A 14348-nucleotide genomic window follows, 5' to 3' on the forward strand; every position below is an offset into this window, starting at 1 on the left:
CTTGCCGCGCCCGCGAGAGCCAGGGATATGGGCGGACGTGGGCGCGGGCCAAAACGGGAACTGGCGGAGAAGATCGCAGGAGAGATCACGCTGAGCAACGACCCGGGCGCGACGCTTCGAAAGTGGCGAACGGACTTCGATGTCTCCCAGACTGATCTCGCGGGCGAACTCGACGTCTCCTCGTCGGTGATCTCCGACTACGAGAGCGGCCGTCGCGAGAGCCCCGGTATCGGCGTCGTTCGCCGACTCGTCGAGGGACTCCTCGAGATCGACGAACGCCGCGGCGGTGATCGAATTCGACAGTACGGCCGCGTGCTCTCGGCGGGCTTCGACAGCGACGTCATCTACGACCTGCGCGAGTACGCGACGACGTACCCGCTCGCACACCTTTACGAGACGATCGAGGCGACCGAAATCGCCTCGGGCCACTCCGACCGGATCAGCGGTCACACGGTCATCAACAGCATCGAAGCGATCACTCGCCTCTCGAGTGAGGAGTTCTTTCGCCTCTACGGCCAGAGCACCAACCGGGTGCTAGTGTTCACCGGCGTCACCCGCGGCGAGTCGCCGCTGGTCGCCCTCCGGGTCGTCAACCCGACCCCCAACGCCGTGGTCCTCCACGGACTCGAGCCCGACGACCTCTGGGAACACGCTGCCGACCTCGCGCGAATCGACGGCTACGCGCTGTCGACGTCGACGCTGCCGCTCGAGGAGTTACTGGATCGGCTGGCCGGGCTCGAGTGAGGAGTGGCATCCTGGATGCTTCTGTTGCAGGATGAAGGGTGAAATGCTTCTGCTGAACGCTTCTGCCGAACGCTGAACGTCGAGTGCTCAGGCGACCTGATCTTCGTACTCCTCGGCGGTGAGCAGCGAGTCGAGTTCAGTCTCGTCGTCGGGGTCGACCGCGAGCATCCAGCCCTCGTCGAAGGGGTCCTCGTTGACGAGTTCGGGGGCGTCGAACAGGTCCTCGTTGACGGCCGTGACCGTGCCGCTGACCGGCGCGTACAGATCGGATACCGCCTTGATCGACTCGACGACGCCGAAGCTCTCTCCCGCCGTGACGTCCTCGCCCTCGTCGGGCAGTTCGACGAAGACCACGTCGCCGAGTTCGTCCTGCGCGAAGTCGCTGATGCCGATTTTGACACCGTCTTCCGTCTCGAGCGCCCACTCGTGCGATTCCTGGTACCGTCGGTCGTCTGGGGTATCGAAGCTCATTATACTGTATCGACGAAGGGAGGCGTTTCAATCTTTGCCTTTTTGGGTCGGCCACGGACGTCGACGCGAATCTTCGTCCCGGCATCAGCGTACTCGACGGGCACGTAGCCCAGGCCGATGGCCGCCTCGAGCGTCGGACTCATCGTTCCACTCGTGACCGTCCCGATGACGTCGCCGTCGGTGGTCGTGATGTCGTAGCCGTGGCGAGCGATACCGCGGTCGACGAGTCGGAAGCCGACGAGTTTCTCCTCGACGCCCTCTTCTTTCGTACGCTCGAGTGCGTCACGGCCGACGAACTCGGTATCGAGTTTGACCGTGAAACCGATGCCACACTCGTACGGCGTGCGCGGGTTCGTCTCCCGTTCGAAGTCCTGCCCGGCCAGGACGAACCCGGCCTCGAGGCGGAGGGTATCCCTCGCGCCCAGCCCGCAGGGTTGACAGTCGAAGGCCGACCAGACTGATTCCGCGTCGTCCCACGGGGCGATGACCTCGAGGCCGTCCTCGCCGGTGTAGCCGGTGCGGGCGACCCAGCACTCGGACTCGGACTCGGACTCGGAGTCCGTACCCTCGACCGTCGCGTACGTCGCCTCGAACCGGCTGAGATCGCTCACGCAGTCGGGGTCGGCGACGACGTCGAGTACCAGCTCGCGGGCGTCCGGCCCCTGGATCGCGAACATCGCGTACTCGTGCGTCTGGTTCTCGACGGACGCCTCGAGTCCCCACTCGTCGCGGTGGGTTCGCCAGCGCTCGGTCATGGCCTCGTCGTTGCCGGCGTTCGGGATGAACAGGAAGGCGTGGTCGTCACCGTCGTCCGGAAGTCGGTAGACCACCGTGTCGTCGATGATCACGCCGTCCTCGTCGGTGATCGTCGCGTACTGGGAGTCACCGACGTCCAGGGCCGTCACGTCGTTCGACGTGAGTCGTTGCATCAATGTCCGGGCGTCCGGGCCGCTGACTTCGATCTCACCCATGTGGGAGACGTCGAACTTGCCGACGGATTCCCGGACCGCTCGATGTTCCTCCTGGATCGAGTCGAACTCGACTGGCATCTCCCAGCCGCCGAATTCGGTGACTTTCGCTCCCCGCTCGTCGTGGACCCCACGCAACGGCGGCATCTGCAGCGACATACTCGTCACGTCACCCGCGGGTAAGTAATGTTTTTACATTCAGCCGGCGCTCGAGGGGAACTGTTCTGTCAAAAAAGGGTGTACAGAGGGGTGCCTGCCGTGGTGGCGAGGTCGATTAGCTGGCGTTACTTGCCGAGTTCTTCGATGGAGAGGGTGTAGTACCCACTGCCGCTGTAAGAGTCGACGAGGATGCCGAACTCTTCGTCACCGGAGAGCGAGACGGTAATCTCCTCCTCGCTGTCGTAGGTGATCGAGCGCTCGTCGTAGTCCCAGGTGGACGGCGTGCGGCCGTCGAGAGTCAGGTAGAGGTCGAAGTCGGCGTCGGACGGGCCGGAGAGCGTCACTGTCGCGCTACACGGGTTCGCCGTCTGGAGCGAGTATGTGTAGGAGTGACTGGATCCGCTGTATAAGTAGTCCGAAGCCGAGGCCGACTCGACGACGTCACCGCACTCTCCGTCTCCGGGGTCGTCCGGATCGTCGGGGTCGTCCGGGTCGTCAGGATCATCGGTCCCGCCCTCGACGATGTTCAGGGCGTCGACGCGACCGGCACCCTGCTCGTCGGACGGGAGGCCGATGTCGACGGCCGCGTCCTTGAGGCGCTGACGGAGTTCGCCGGGCGTATCGTTCGGGAAGACTGCCTTCCCGAGCGCGGCGACGCCGGCCGCCGCGGGACAGGCCATCGAGGTCCCCGAGAGGGTGTCGTAGCCGCCGTAGGGTACCGTCGACAGGATATCGACGCCTGGTGCAGCGACGTCAATCTCCGGTCCCTTGTTCGAGAAGCTAGCGAGACTTTCGTTCTCGTCGACCGCCGAAACCGCGACGCAGTTCTCGTAAGCGGCGGGATACGAGACCGAACTGCCGTAGTCGTTCCCGGCAGCGGCGATCGGCAGCGACCCGTTGTCGACCGCGTAGTTGATCGCGTTGTTCATCGTGTCCGTGTAGCCACCACCACCGAGCGACAGGTTGATGATGTCCGCGCCCTGGTCGGCCGACCACTGGATCGCATCGGCGATGTCAGAGAGCGAACCGCCGCCGTCTGCACCGAGCGCTCGCGCCGAGAGCAATCGAGAGTTAGAGATGCCGGCAATCCCGGTTCCGTTGTCGGTCGTCGCGGCCGCGATCCCACCGACGTGCGTACCGTGGTTTTCGCTCGAGTCGACTGGAGCGGGGTCGCTGTCGTTGTCGACGAAATCGTATCCTTTGTTGCTTCCGAATCGGTCAGTCAGGTCGGCGTGACCGTATTCGATGCCCTGGTCCACGACTGAAACAGTCACGTCCATCGAGCCGAGGGTGGTGTCCCACGCCTGGTCGGCTCGAACCTGTTGTGGGGCATACTGATCGCCGTAACTCGGGTCGTTCGGCTGGAGTTGCGTCTCGAACGTCGCGTTTCGCTCTGCGTACTCCACTTCCGGTCGCCGTTCGAGCTGGTCGATGATCGAGTCCATCGTTCCGACTCGATCTTCGTCGACCTCGAGTGCCATGTAGCCGAGCGTCTCGTTCTCGTGAACGACGGCGGCGTGGTCAGGTGTGTTCTCTTCGACTTTGGCTCGCGCAGTGGCCAGCCCCACTGTGTTCGATTTTCCGACGAGAATTTCGTTCTCCTTCGGGCCGGGGGTGCGACCGGGAGTAGCGGCGGTGATCCCGCCAAGACCCATGAATGCACCGAGGGCTCCGGCTGCTTTCAGTACGGAACGTCGATCGTAACCTGGATTGCCATGTTTTGGCATGGTGTGGCTATGCGTACCGCTATCTATAATTAAATAGTTGTGAAACTCACTGGAATTTAGTGTCAGTAGATCAATTGATTTGAGAGTTTGGGATTAGGAAAGTGAATATCGGCGCGAATATTGATCGATTCGTGTTTGAAATATACCTCGGGAAGGGAAAACAACGAAGTATAAGTTTATTAAAATAACCGGTTGGCAGAATGCGATAGTAGGTTGAACCTCCACCCTCCGCCTGATTCGATGACGACAACGCCACATCAGTGACGCCGAATGGCTCCGCATCTCGAGTCTCTTCGCTACATCTATTGTACCGCACTGGCTACCGTGACCGTGAGTATGCTCGAGTCCGTCCGCGAGTGGGTGTCGGCCGACCAATCTAAACCGTCGGGAGTCGGCCTCTTCGTCGACGGACCGAACGTCTTCCGTGAGGAGTTCGACGTCGACCTGGACGACCTTCGAACCGCCGTCTCCGACCAGGGGCGAACCGCGATTCGTCGGCTCTACCTCGACGAACACGCCACGCCAGGACTGATCCAGGCGGCCGAGGCCCGGGGCTTCGAGGTGGTCATCACTAGCGGGGACGTGGACGTCAAACTCGCCGTCGACGCCACGGCCAGCGTCGTCGAGGACCGTATCGACGTCCTCGCCATCGCCTCGCGCGACACGGACTTCAAACCCGTTCTCGAGTACGCCGGCGCAAAGGGCGTGGAGACGGTCGCTATCGCGCCCGGTTCGTACGGACGGTCAGACGCCCTCCAGAACGCCGCCGACACGGCGCTGACGCTCGAAGACTGACTCGAGGCGACAGATCATCGGATCGAGCGGCGAGACGTTCACGAGCCATTGTTTCGATCGTCGAGCGGATCGCGTCGAAGCCGATGCCTTTTCTGCCACCTCACCCAACGTCGATTCATGCTCGATCACGAGACGCCGATCCTCGACGATCACCTCCACCTCGACCCGGATCACGGCCGGGGTCTCGAGGCAGTCGACGACTTCGCACGCATGGGCGGAACACACCTCTTAGTCGTCAACAAACCTTCTTGGCACCTCGACGTCGAAGCCGACGCGGGCGAAGACTTCCGACCGGTCTTCGAGCGAACCCTCGAGATCGTTTCCGAAGCGAGCGAGCGACTCGAAGGCCGTGCCTGGCCCATCCTGGGCGTCCACCCCGGACTGATCTCGCGCCTGGTCGACGAACGTGGAAAGACCCCCGATGAAGCCGAATCCATCATGCGAGCGGGACTCGAGGTCGCCGCCGAGTACGTCGACGCAGGCGACGCGCTGGGGCTGAAATCGGGACGCCCACACTACGACGTGGACGACGAGGTCTGGGCTGTGTCGAACAACGTCATGCGCCACACGTTCGAACTCGGCGCCGACCTCGAGTGTGCCGTCCAGCTCCACGCCGAGGCCACCGAGGACCTGACCACGGTCGCCGAGTGGGCCGAGGACGCCGGCTTGCCGGCACACCGGGTCGTCAAACACTACGCCGGTGGCCGCCTCGCGGGCGTCACCCCGAGCGTGATGAGCGAGAAGGATCGCCTCGAGACCGCTGCGGAGGCCGGCGACCCGTTCCTCATGGAGACCGACTTCGTCGACGACCCCGACCGGCCAGGAGCCGTCCTCGGCCCGAAGACGGTCCCGCGACGAGTTCGCTGGCTCCTCGAGGAGGGGCACGACGAAGCGGTCAGGAACGCCCACGTCGAGACGCCGCAACTGGTGTACGGGATCGACACCGAGAGGACACTCGAGGAGTCCGAAGCGACGCTCGAGGATTGATTGCCGACGGATTTCGCCGCCGGTCGAGAAAGCGAAGAGTAGAGAAAGGCATTTCAAGCGGCCGGTGTAGGTGAGAGTATGAGCAATTCCCCGACCGAGTTCTATTCGGCCGAACGCTGGCAGAACTGGATCGACCGCATCGACGACGAGGAAATCGATCCGGAAGACGAGTCCTCCGCCCGCCTCCTCCTGAACCTCCAGGACGACACCGCCATCGCCATCGCCAAAATCGTCGCGGCGTACGACGACGGCGAACTCGATCAGGAGCAGACCCTCGAGGAAATCGCCGACGTGCGCGAGATCGTACTCTCGGAGGTCAACATCGACGACGAGGAGACCCGGATGCTGGTCGACGGCGTCCAGACGAGCCTGGTCTGCGTCTTCATCGCGGCCGAGGAGTACGTCGCCAGCGGCCCGGCCGAAGAGGCGAGCGTCAACGACTACATCGGCGCGGCCGCGGACGCCGAAGCCGAAGAGGACCTGGATGCCGCACTCGGATACGCGGCCCAGGCGGGGACGCTGATCATCGACGGCGAGAAACTCGATATGACGATTGCGGAGCAACTCGAGTACGGCCTCGTGACGGAGTGGGTCAACGGCCTGGACAGCCTCCAGAGTGCGATGAGCGATCCTGAAGTTGTTGAGGAAGACGAGTAACGGAGGAGCGACGAGAGACAAGGGACAGGATACGAGAGACGGAAGGCGGAAGGCGGAAGGCGAATAGACTGCTTTTCGGGGCTCGCGCTGCGGTTTGGTGGGAGCCAATAAGCGTATACGTCATCGGGACTATCACTGCGTATGATAGGCCGAGGTGAGGAGCGTGCCGTGTCCACGGTGGTCGGAGCGGTCCTCATGCTCGGCATTCTGGTGTCGGCGCTCGCGCTGTACCAGGTGAACGTGGTCCCTGACGAGAATCAGGCGGTAGAGTACGAGCACAATCAGCAGACTCAGAGCCAACTACAGGACCTACGGAATACGATCGTCTCCGTTCCTGGTGGCGGCAGTGGCGGTGCTGATTCGGTTAGTCTCGGCACGAGTTATCCGTCTCGATCGATGACCGTTAACCCGCCACCGTCATCGGGGACCCTGGCGTCTGAATCTCTCGGCGAAATCGTCATCGAGAATGCGACCTCGATTGATGGCGACGAGGTGCCGATCGAAAACTGGTCACGTGAAACCTACGGACTCACATACACGCCGAGATACAACGAGTATCGAAACGCCCCGGTGACGGTTCTCGAGCACGGATTTTTGTACAATCACCACTCGAACGATGCGACCATCCCGATAGGCGACCAGATCGTGATTGATGGTGACGAAATTATGATCGTCACGATGACTGGGAATTTGTCGACCTCAAGCAGTTCGACTGTCTCGGTGGAAACTCGGGCGTTCAGTACGTCATCGAATACCGTGAGCATCGAAGAGGATAACGGACCGATTACGATGACGCTGCCGACGTCGAATTTCGAAGCCTGGAACGACAGTCTTCGGCAGTCAGATGCGGTACTTGAGGATAGTATCGAGGAGGCCGGGACGGCCGAGCAGCCAGCGATCCGGTTTCAGTTGGTAGATCAATCGTATTCACTCCGAATGGCCGAAGTCGGAGTCGGGGACGCGACTCGAGCAGATGCCGTCGATCGCGTGTCCTACATGACCGTCGTCGACGAATTCGCACCAACAGCAATCATCGAAGTTCGGGATGTACTCAACAATCCCGTGCGGAACGTCGAAATTACGAACGAGGGCGATGGTATCCTCAGATCGACATCGACTGGGAGTGACGGTCAGGTGCGGATCGACGAACTCGAGGCTGGTAATACCGTGAAATTGTCGATCGATGGCTCGGATGTCGAAATCGAATTCGAGGTGAGGGCCGGGAGTGGAAGCGGTGGAGAGGGTGACGGCGCGACGCCAGCGTATTGGGTCGATTGGCAGGATCCGTCTGGTCAGGTTGGGGTGGACGAGGACGAATGTAACGAGAACGCGTGTGTCGTAACCGGAAACGAAATCGACCTGACGATGGAGACTGACGACGTTGCAGACGGTGCCAGGGTCGACTTCTCCGTCAACGACACCAGCGTTGGAACCGTTTCTCCGAATACAGGATGGAGTGATTCTGCCGGTACGAATACGACCACGTTTACCGTCAACGACGATGCGGAAGACGGTGATAGCGTCAAAGTGTACACCTCGAGCGGGAGCGATGGCGACACAATTGTACTGACGATCAGCAGGGAGCCGGATGGAGAACTAACCTTCAATGATCAGACAATCCCGCCAGAGGGAGCCGTTGAGGTCGAAGACGTCTGGTTCTCCAATACCGAGAACGGCGATGCGACGGTCGTTATCGAAAACTCAAGTGGGGCGGAGGTCGGGGAACGAACAGTCGATGCTGGTGGTGACTACAGTATTGAAGTCGACCATGATTCGTTCGACCCTGGTGAAGATCTCACTGCAGTCCTCTACGATAACGAAGACGGTACGAACGAACTCAATAGGGACACTGCAACGGTTACAACCGTTGAGGGTAGTCCATATTTCGAGGTGGAGATTGACGACACGAATAGTCCAGTCGTAGAGGGTGAGACGCTGCTCGTGAACGCAACGATTGTGAACACTGGCGATTTTGAGGGGACACAGACGATAGAACTTGAAATTGATGGTGAAGGCGTCGTCGACAGTACAACCGTCGAAAATCTTGCAGGGGGTCAAAGTGAGGAGATAACTCTTGAGTGGGAGACAGAACAGGGTAATTCCGGAAACTACACTGCAATTGTTAGCAGTGAAAATACTAGCGACAGTCAAGGTATAAGCGTTAACAGAAGCCAAGCAGGTCAGGTTCAAGTCACACCAAATGTAGAGAACGCTGGAGGTAGTGGAAAACTCGAGTTCGAACTAGAAAATACAGGAGACATTGACGTCACTATTAACGCAATTGCGATAAATGGGACAACAAATGAGGATATTATCTACGTCTCCGAAGGAGAAGCTCTTACACTAGGAACAACTGGAAATACTGATGTTCTCGTAAATGAACGAATTAATATTGATAGTTCGAACTTTGAGACTGCGGAAATCTACAACTTCGATCAAAACGTGCCCCTCCCGTCTGGTCAGGCTGAGTTATTTGAATTTGACCGTTTCCAAACCGACCAAGGAAACACCAACATGGGTGATGTCACCGTAACGATCACACTTATATTTGAAGATCAGAGTTCGGCTACTCTAGATCTTGATCCAAACGCATAGTTCATACTTATTGATATACGCTGCTGTAGTCATATTAGATGTGATCGACATTCGTCGAAACCACGAACGACAATATCATGTATCCTCACCTGTAGCGTTCTCCTATGACATCCGTCGGTATCGACGCCGTCGAAATCTGGACGGGCAACCTCAAACTCGACTTGCCCGGCACCTTCGCCCCACAGAAGGGCGAGGACCCCGAAAAGTACACCAAAGGGCTGGGACTCAACGCCTCCTCGTTCCCCGACAGCTACGAGGACATCGTCACTATGGGCGCCAACGCCGCCTACCGCCTCATGGACCGCAAAGGCCTCGAGCCCGACGACATCGGCCGGATCGACGTCGCCACCGAGAGCGCCTTCGACAACTCGAAGCCGGTTTCGACGTACGTCGCAGGCTGCCTGGAGCAAGTGTTCGAGGCCGACTTCCACCACGCGAACAAGGGCGAGCGAAAGTTCGCCTGCATCGCCGGCACCCAGAGCCTCGACGACGCGTACAACTGGATCCGCGCGGACCGACATCGCGGCCGCTCGGCCATCGTCATCGCCACCGACACCGCCCTGTACGCCCGCGGTGACGCCGGCGAGGCGACCCAGGGCGCGGGCGCAGTCGCCATGCTCATCAGCGAGGACCCCAACCTGGTCGAACTCTCGGCCGAACAGGGCTTCGGGTCGGCCGACGAGACCGACTTCCTCAAACCCAACCAGCAGTTCCCGAGCGTCGACGGCAAGCGCTCGGTCCAGGTCTACCTCGCCCGCATGCGCGAGGCGCTGATCGACTACCAGCGCGAGGCCGGCGAGATCACGGTCGACGACTTCCAGTACGCGCCGTTCCACACGCCGTTCCCGGGCATGGTCCGAAAGGCCGCTCTGCTGGCGTATCGCCACATCACTCGCGACACGGAGATCGAGGAGGAACTGGCCGAGGAGATTGGCCGCCAACCTCGCGAGGAAGCCTTCGAGGACGAGGAGGCGTTCACCGACGCGATTCGGGAGTACATGGACGGGCTGAAGCGAACCGAGCGCTACCAGGCGTGGTACGCCGAGACCATCGACCCGACGCTGACGATCGCTCGAGACGTCGGCAACTGGTACACCGGGTCGGTCCACGTCGCCCGCGCGAGCGCGCTGAAACACGCCGCGGAGAACGACCGCGACATGGTCGGCGAGCAGCTCCTCGTCGGCTCCTACGGCAGTGGTGCCCAGGCCGAAATCCACACCGAGGTCGTCCAGGAGAACTGGCTCGAGGAGATCGAGGCGCTGAACGTCGACGAGCAACTCGAGTCCCGCTACGACATCGACTGGGACGACTACGAGGAGATCCACGACGCGCACAACCACGAGATGGACGTCGACATCGAACCGCTGACGACCCCGGAAGGTGAGTTCGCATTCGACGGCTGGGGCCGGATGGGCGAGCGGAAGTACCGATTCGTCGAGTGACTCGGCCGGCCGCTCGAGCGGACGGCGAGAAAGAGATGCGTTGATAACCCCGTGCTCCGAACCCGCAGTTAACGTGTCTCGGAACGAACCCTGCGGCCGGCAAGCAGTGGGGGCGACCGACTTTTCAATCAGCGAAGACACACCTGCGCTACCATGAACGGAACACGTACCACGGGGAGCCCGTACGCTCCTCACACGGACGACGACACGGCGGCGATGCTCGAAGCGGTAGGCGCCGACTCCGTCGACGACCTCTTCGACATTCCGCCGGCGGTATGGTTCGACGACGAGTTCGGGATCGACGCGCGAAGCGAGCGCGAGACGCGCCACCTGGTCCGCCAGACACTCGAGCGAAACGACGACCTGGTCGAGTTGCTGGGCCGGGGCCACTACGGCTACTACGTGCCGTCACTGGTCGATCACCTCGCGGATCGATCGGAGTTTCTGACCTCCTACACCCAGTATCAGCCGGAGGTCTCCCAGGGCTTCCTGCAGGCGCTGTTCGAGTACCAGTCCCTGCTCGTCGAACTCACCGGCCTCGAGGTCGCGAACTGTTCGATGTACGATGCGGCGACGGCTCTCGGGGAAGCAGCGACGCTCGCCGACCGCGTTCGAGACACCTCGGGCCACCGCGTGCTCGTTCCGGACCTCCTGCTCGAGGGACGCCGGAGCACCCTCGAGAACTACGTCGCCGGCACGGATCTCGAGGTCGAGACGTACCCGACCGACGACAGCACCGTGGACGTCGAGGCCCTCACGGATACCATCGACGAGGAGGTCGTCCTGTGCTACGTCGAGAACCCTACCGTTCGCGGCACGATCGAGGAACGCCTCGCGGAGATTGGCGACCTCGCCCACGAGCACGACGCGCTGTACGTGCTCGGGTCGGATCCCGTCGCACTCTCGCTGCTCCAGCGGCCGGTCGACGTGGGCGTTGACGTCGTCGTCGGCGACGCGAGCGTGCTCGGGCTGCCGACGAGTTACGGCATGGGACTGGGGCTGTTCGCGACCCGGGAGAGTTACCTCCGGCAGGTGCCCGGTCGCCTGGTCGGCGTGAGCGAGGACACGACCGATCGGCGGGCGTTCACGCTCACCCTCCAGACCCGCGAGCAGCACATCCGCCGCGAGCGAGCGACGAGTAACATCTGTACGAACCAGGCGTGGGTCGCCCTGCGGACCGCGATGCACGCCGCCTCGCTGGGCCCCTCCGGGCTGGTCGACCTCGCAAAACGCGACGTGACGAGAGCCGAGGATCTCGCCGCACGCATCGACGACCTCGTCGGCGTTACGGCGCCGGTCAACGACCGCCACCACATTCGGGAGTTCGTCGTCCAGGTCGATCAGCCCGCCCAGGCGATTGCGGACGACCTCGAGGAGCGCGGTTTTGCGATTCACGTCGTCGGCGAGCAGGAACTGCAGGTCTGTGTCGCGGGCGTCTCGGACGAGCAACTCGATGCGTTCGTCGAGGCGTTCACGGAGGTGCTTCGATGAGCGACCAGGGGCGGAGAGGAGAGCAGGGACGGGAACGAGAGCAGGGACGGGAACGAGAGCAGGAACAGGGAGAGAGACAGGGCCGACGGTACGACCAGGCCCGATACGTCAGCAACGGCCACTACGAACCGCTCCTCTCGGAGAAAGACAGCACTCGCGTCGACGTCGGCGACGACTCGCCGCTACCGGACGACCTGACGCGGGATTCCCTCGAGTTCCCGGAACTCTCCGAACCGGAACTCGCGCGTCACTACACGCGTCTCTCCCAGATGATCTACGGGATCGACAGCGGGCCGTACCCGCTGGGGTCGTGTACGATGAAGTACAACCCGAAGTTCACAGAGGACGTCGCCGCCCTCGACACTGCAGCGGTCCACCCCGACCGCTCGGCGGGGTCGATCCAGGGGACCCTCGAGTTGCTCTACCGGCTGCAGGACTACCTCGCGCGAATCGGCGGCATGGACGCCGTGACTCTCCAGCCGCCGGCTGGTGCGGCGGGCGAGTTCGTCGGCATTCGGGTCGCCAGCGCCTACCACGAGCACAACGGGGACGACCAGCGAGACGAGGTGATCGTTCCCGAGAGCGCCCACGGAACGAACTTCGCGACTGCAGCGTTGGGCGGGTACGACGTCGTCACGCTCCCGAGCGACGACGGCGGCCGCGTCGACCTCGAGGCCCTCGAGGCCGCCCTCTCCGAGCGAACGGCGGCGCTCATGCTGACGAACCCGAACACCCTCGGGTTGTTCGAGCGCAACATTACCGAAATCGCCGAGATGGTCCACGACGTCGGCGGTCTGCTGTACTACGACGGCGCGAACCTCAACGCGCTCCTCGGGCGGGCGCGCCCGGGGGACATGGGCTTCGACGTGATGCACTACAACGTCCACAAGACGTTCGCGACGCCCCACGGTGGCGGCGGCCCAGGTGCCGGGCCGGTCGGCGTCGTCGACGAGCTGGCGCCGTTCCTTCCCGAGCCACGGGTTCGCGTTCGTGAGTGTGAGGGCGAGAGCAGGGGCGAGGAGAAAGACGAGAGCGAGTACGAGCTATTCACCCCTGAACACTCGATCGGCCACGTCCACGGTTTCCAGGGCAACTGGCTCGTCCTGGTCAAGGCGTTCGCCTACATCGCCCGACTCGGCGACGAGGGACTGCTCGACGCGAGCGCGAAGGCCGTCCTCAACGCGAACTACCTCGCGAGTCAGATCGGCTACGAGGTCCCCTACGGTCCGTTCCACCACGAGTTCGTCGCCAGCGCGGGCGACCAGGACGCGGCCGACGTCGCCAGACGGATGCTCGACTTCGGCGTCCACCCGCCGACGACGAAGTGGCCCGAGATCGTCCCGCAGGCGCTGATGACCGAACCGACCGAGGTCGAGAGCAAGGAAACGCTCGACACCCTCGCCGAAGCCTTCCAGCAGGCGTCGGCCTCGAGTGACGACGAACTCGGGGCTGCGCCCAACCGAACCGCCGTGGGCCGGATCGATCAGACGAGCGCGGCGCGAAACCCGCGGCTCTCCTGGCAGGCGCTCCAGGATACCAACTCGGGCGAGGACTCAGCCTAACGTCTGCAGAACTTTTCGCTGGGCCGCCGCGAGGTGTTCGCCGAACGTCGAGCGCGTGATCCCGAGCGCCTCGGCCACGTCGCCTGCGTTCGACTCGCGAGGATACTCGAAGTACCCCATCTCGTGCGCCGTCTCGAGCACTTCCCGTTGTCGGGCGGTCAGGGAGTCGACCTCGAGGACGAGCGGTCCGTCGCCGTCACCGTCGCCTCCAGAGCGGAGCAGTCGTCGAACCCGGACGTCTCCGAACCGATCCTGGAGGTCCGACATGAGTTCCGAGAACCCCGTCTGATCGTCGACGTAGCAGGTGACCAGGAGCGACCCGTTCTCCGCGCTGATGTCCGAGACTGGCCAGCCGAGTTCTTCGATGCGATCACAGACACACGGCGACGTCGCCGAGCGAGTGAATCGATAGACGGCGTGCGAGTCGAGGTCGAAAATTCGGTTGACGTCCTCGACCGCGTCGTCCGTCTCGAGGTCGACGGCAGCGTCGCTCGCGATGGTGAACTCCTCGTCGACGTGCGACCCCATGTTTCGCCCGGACGCCCGCGTCACGGTCTCGACGAGGGAGCCGGTCGTTTCGGAGGCCGCAGCGACCGGACAGGTCGACGGCGTTCGGACGTCGATCTCGACGCGAATCGTCTCGTTCAAAGCGTTCATAGGTACCCGTCGTACTGCGGGTCGAAGGACTTCAGTACGAACACGTTCGGTGATCCCTGTTCATCGAATCCCTCTACCTCCCCGTCTCTCGGA

General features: G+C 62.3%; 12 protein-coding genes. 8 read left to right on the plus strand and 4 right to left on the minus strand.

The genetic code is table 11. From position 1 onward, the window contains the following. The first annotated feature begins 27 nt into the window (after positions 1 to 27). Positions 28 to 744 (plus strand): helix-turn-helix domain-containing protein, encoded by a 717-nt coding sequence (locus NGM15_RS03060; protein ID WP_253435111.1) that lies wholly within the window; start codon positions 28 to 30, stop codon positions 742 to 744. A gap of 87 nt (positions 745 to 831) precedes the next feature. On the opposite strand, the gene gcvH is transcribed toward NGM15_RS03060, so the two are convergent. The 3 genes from gcvH to NGM15_RS03075 form a co-directional block, all read right to left on the minus strand. Further along, positions 832 to 1215, minus strand: a complete 384-nt coding sequence (gcvH, locus tag NGM15_RS03065; protein WP_253435112.1) for a glycine cleavage system protein GcvH — start codon at positions 1213 to 1215, stop codon at positions 832 to 834. Continuing rightward, on the minus strand, positions 1215 to 2342 hold the full coding sequence (gene gcvT, locus NGM15_RS03070) for a glycine cleavage system aminomethyltransferase GcvT (RefSeq protein ID WP_253435114.1): 1128 nt from the start codon (positions 2340 to 2342) through the stop codon (positions 1215 to 1217). Before gcvT ends, gcvH begins: the two co-directional genes overlap by 1 nt. Before the next feature lie 125 nt (positions 2343 to 2467). Then, a complete protein-coding gene (locus NGM15_RS03075; RefSeq protein WP_253435117.1) occupies positions 2468 to 4069 on the minus strand; it encodes a S8 family serine peptidase in 1602 nt (533 codons plus the stop codon). 336 nt (positions 4070 to 4405) lie between these two features. Between NGM15_RS03075 and NGM15_RS03080 the strand changes: the two genes are divergently transcribed. From NGM15_RS03080 to gcvPB, 7 genes are all read left to right on the plus strand, one after another. Continuing rightward, positions 4406 to 4864: an NYN domain-containing protein gene (locus NGM15_RS03080; protein WP_253435119.1), complete on the plus strand. Its 459-nt coding sequence runs from the start codon at positions 4406 to 4408 to the stop codon at positions 4862 to 4864. Positions 4865 to 4981: 117 nt separating this feature from the next. Continuing rightward, on the plus strand, positions 4982 to 5851 hold the full coding sequence (locus NGM15_RS03085) for a TatD family hydrolase (protein WP_253435121.1): 870 nt from the start codon (positions 4982 to 4984) through the stop codon (positions 5849 to 5851). A gap of 78 nt (positions 5852 to 5929) precedes the next feature. Further along, positions 5930 to 6508: a DUF2150 family protein gene (locus tag NGM15_RS03090; RefSeq protein ID WP_253435123.1), complete on the plus strand. Its 579-nt coding sequence runs from the start codon at positions 5930 to 5932 to the stop codon at positions 6506 to 6508. A 168-nt stretch (positions 6509 to 6676) separates the two neighbouring features. Continuing rightward, positions 6677 to 9103: a CARDB domain-containing protein gene (locus tag NGM15_RS03095; RefSeq protein WP_253435125.1), complete on the plus strand. Its 2427-nt coding sequence runs from the start codon at positions 6677 to 6679 to the stop codon at positions 9101 to 9103. Between the two features lie 104 nt (positions 9104 to 9207). Next, the gene (hmgB, locus tag NGM15_RS03100) at positions 9208 to 10545 is read left to right on the plus strand and encodes a hydroxymethylglutaryl-CoA synthase (protein ID WP_253435127.1); all 1338 of its coding nucleotides are present in this window, start codon (positions 9208 to 9210) and stop codon (positions 10543 to 10545) included. Positions 10546 to 10698: 153 nt separating this feature from the next. Then, positions 10699 to 12036: an aminomethyl-transferring glycine dehydrogenase subunit GcvPA gene (gene gcvPA, locus NGM15_RS03105; protein WP_253435128.1), complete on the plus strand. Its 1338-nt coding sequence runs from the start codon at positions 10699 to 10701 to the stop codon at positions 12034 to 12036. Then, on the plus strand, positions 12033 to 13598 hold the full coding sequence (gcvPB, locus tag NGM15_RS03110) for an aminomethyl-transferring glycine dehydrogenase subunit GcvPB (RefSeq protein WP_253435131.1): 1566 nt from the start codon (positions 12033 to 12035) through the stop codon (positions 13596 to 13598). The genes gcvPA and gcvPB overlap by 4 nt, the downstream gene beginning before the upstream one ends. Here gcvPB and NGM15_RS03115 read toward each other — a convergent pair. Continuing rightward, positions 13590 to 14255 carry a helix-turn-helix domain-containing protein gene (locus NGM15_RS03115; RefSeq protein ID WP_253435134.1) on the minus strand — a complete coding sequence of 222 codons (666 nt, stop codon included), beginning with the start codon at positions 14253 to 14255 and terminating at the stop codon, positions 13590 to 13592. The genes gcvPB and NGM15_RS03115 overlap by 9 nt on opposite strands. Positions 14256 to 14348 lie beyond the last annotated feature (93 nt).

This window comes from Natronosalvus halobius, assembly GCF_024138145.1.
Taxonomy (GTDB): domain Archaea; phylum Halobacteriota; class Halobacteria; order Halobacteriales; family Natrialbaceae; genus Natronosalvus; species Natronosalvus halobius.

What these genes read in the sequence shown, in the direction of transcription:
- NGM15_RS03115 (WP_253435134.1), bottom strand. Translation starts at nt 14,255, where the DNA reads ATGAACGCTTTGAACGAGACGATTCGCGTCGAGATCGACGTCCGAACG.
- gcvPB (WP_253435131.1), top strand. Translation starts at nt 12,033, where the DNA reads ATGAGCGACCAGGGGCGGAGAGGAGAGCAGGGACGGGAACGAGAGCAG.
- hmgB (WP_253435127.1), top strand. Translation starts at nt 9,208, where the DNA reads ATGACATCCGTCGGTATCGACGCCGTCGAAATCTGGACGGGCAACCTC.
- gcvH (WP_253435112.1), bottom strand. Translation starts at nt 1,215, where the DNA reads ATGAGCTTCGATACCCCAGACGACCGACGGTACCAGGAATCGCACGAG.
- NGM15_RS03085 (WP_253435121.1), top strand. Translation starts at nt 4,982, where the DNA reads ATGCTCGATCACGAGACGCCGATCCTCGACGATCACCTCCACCTCGAC.
- gcvT (WP_253435114.1), bottom strand. Translation starts at nt 2,342, where the DNA reads ATGTCGCTGCAGATGCCGCCGTTGCGTGGGGTCCACGACGAGCGGGGA.
- NGM15_RS03090 (WP_253435123.1), top strand. Translation starts at nt 5,930, where the DNA reads ATGAGCAATTCCCCGACCGAGTTCTATTCGGCCGAACGCTGGCAGAAC.
- NGM15_RS03075 (WP_253435117.1), bottom strand. Translation starts at nt 4,069, where the DNA reads ATGCCAAAACATGGCAATCCAGGTTACGATCGACGTTCCGTACTGAAA.
- NGM15_RS03080 (WP_253435119.1), top strand. Translation starts at nt 4,406, where the DNA reads ATGCTCGAGTCCGTCCGCGAGTGGGTGTCGGCCGACCAATCTAAACCG.
- NGM15_RS03060 (WP_253435111.1), top strand. Translation starts at nt 28, where the DNA reads ATGGGCGGACGTGGGCGCGGGCCAAAACGGGAACTGGCGGAGAAGATC.
- gcvPA (WP_253435128.1), top strand. Translation starts at nt 10,699, where the DNA reads ATGAACGGAACACGTACCACGGGGAGCCCGTACGCTCCTCACACGGAC.